Origin of the sequence: Vibrio sagamiensis NBRC 104589, assembly GCF_007990935.1 — a bacterium.
Classification (GTDB): domain Bacteria; phylum Pseudomonadota; class Gammaproteobacteria; order Enterobacterales; family Vibrionaceae; genus Vibrio; species Vibrio sagamiensis.
Map to the genome: position 1 here is coordinate 1 of NZ_BJXJ01000114.1, position 1,718 is coordinate 1,718.

Below are 1,718 nucleotides of genomic sequence, written 5' to 3' on the forward strand. Positions count from 1 at the left end.
CAGGATGGGTTGAATACGGAAACAAAGCCGCTGACAACGATTGGAATGAAAGATGGGCAGATACTCTAATGAGAGAAAGTAGAAATAAAAATAAACCTTTTAGGTCGACAAGATACCTCAAGCGCTTTATAGAATTGCGAGAATGGATAAATGACAGAGTCTCATTGGGTGCTACTGATAATCCAAGGAATTCGATTACGTTGGTTGATGATACCACATTGGCAATAAGCTCTTCTTTTCATAAGGCTCGGTTTTTTTATTTAGCCCCTTGGATATTAGGTGTTTGGCTTTTCCTTTTTTATATATGTAATACCTCATTTTGGCCAAGTGAAGCTCAAGTTGAGTATGCGAACTATAAAGTTGAGCTGAAAAAAGAGTTATTAGCAAATAATGAAAAACTTATTGATGAGGAATATTACCATTACCTAGAGGCTATGGTTGGTGATGACGGAAAAAGTTCTTTGTTCGAGTATATTAATGCTACTATGCAGTATGGATTTGAAGAAAGAAAAGTATCGCTTTACCAAGATATGATTATTGCTTTAATTGTTTTGATTATATCTGTAGTGAGTACGGTACTTTTTCTCCGTTTTCCCCGTGTGGCAGATATCTACTTCGATCGCCGTCGACAGATCGTATACACTTGGTCTTTTGGTAAAGTTTTGGCTTGTCATTTTCAAAACTTAGGTTACCGTGAAGTATCATTAGGTCTTTATTTCGTTTTTTATGCAAAACATAAAAAGAAACAATATTGGTTTAAAGACTGTATGGTTCAGCCGACAGGTCGTATACATTTTAACTCCGAAGATGATAATACGGAGCTCATGGCAATAATATTTAACTTTATGGACAAAGGAAAAAGCGCAGTGATCACAGGTGAGCGATTTGAGTGTGAACCAGATAAGTACTACCGGTATTATCTTCGTGTTGATGAAAAACCAGAGAATTTTGAGCATCAATTAGCAGAACTTTTAAAGCGTGATCATGAATTGCCAGAGCTTTATACTAAACACCTATTTTAAAGTCATTAGATTTACTTTGAATTAAAATCAGAAATAGAGCGGCGGTTTGGCCGCTCTATGCCTTTTGTTCAACATGTAGGACGTTTTCGCTTTTACCTAATGTGATTAACTCGAACAAGTCATTTTGATTTGATAGACAATATAGTGATGTAATGACAAATAAAAGAAATAAATCGGGTATTTATGGTAAAGCCATAAAATTCATTGAGCTAAGAGAATGGCTTTATAAAACGTTCGCATTGGAAGCCTATGATGACCCCAAAAGCTCAATTAGCTTAGTGGACGACAAAACATTAGCAATATCTTCTCCTATGCATATTGCAAGATTTGTCTATATTGCCCCTTTTGTGTTGGCATTCTGGGGATTGTTCCTTTCTATGGGAAGTTCCTTCTGGCCATCCGAAGCTGAAATTGAAGTTGCTCATGAAATGATCGAAATAAACCAAAAAAAACGTGAAAGAGGTCAGTTGATTGAAGATCAATTTATTTATTATGATGCTATGATTGGAGAGGATGGAAAGAGTTCATTAAAAGAATACATAAATGCGATTATGACTTATGGTTTGGAAACTTCCAAAAATGGACTTTATCGGGATTTTATTATTTTAGTATTTTTATTTATAATTTCTTTAACCGCTACCATTCTTTTCCTTCGTATTCCACGAATGGCAGACCTTTATTTTGATCGTCAACGGC

The 1,718-nt window shown here is 35.3% G+C and carries 2 protein-coding genes; both read left to right on the top strand.

The window, feature by feature from the left end; all coding sequences use genetic code 11:
* A partial coding sequence (locus tag VSA01S_RS20130) for a hypothetical protein (protein ID WP_186810641.1) occupies positions 1 to 1,022 on the top strand: 1,022 nt, incomplete at its 5' end.
* A 152-nt stretch (positions 1,023 to 1,174) separates the two neighbouring features.
* Positions 1,175 to 1,718 (top strand): hypothetical protein (locus VSA01S_RS19660; protein ID WP_147052793.1); only part of this gene is annotated, 544 nt, incomplete at its 3' end.